General features: G+C 61.3%; 1 protein-coding gene. It reads left to right on the top strand.

Annotated elements, in window-relative coordinates; translation table 11 throughout:
• A partial coding sequence (locus ACTHTA_RS11635) for a pyruvate kinase (protein ID WP_440379643.1) occupies nt 1-238 on the top strand: 238 nt, incomplete at both ends.

The following is a 238-nucleotide window of genomic DNA, read 5'->3' as shown; positions in this document are numbered from 1 at the left end:
TTTTTGGTTGGGCGCGGCGTCTTGGCTGTGGAAGTCGGTCATTCCGACGTTCCTGCCCAGCATAATCTCATGATGCGCCGCGCGCGTGAGGTGCGCCGGTTCAGGATTACCGCGACCCAAATGATGGAATCGATGATTAGGAATCCCGTACAGACCCGTGCCGAAGTGTGCGACGTGGCCTATGCGGTGTTGGACGGTACCGGGGCGGTCTGGGGTTCGGCTGTCAGTGGGGGGGGTG

It is taken from the genome of Neisseria sp. P0013.S005, from assembly GCF_051958425.1.
GTDB classification, from domain to species: domain Bacteria; phylum Pseudomonadota; class Gammaproteobacteria; order Burkholderiales; family Neisseriaceae; genus Neisseria; species Neisseria subflava.
Note: the sequence above shows the minus strand (reverse complement) of the source record. Positions and strands in the feature narration are given on the sequence as shown.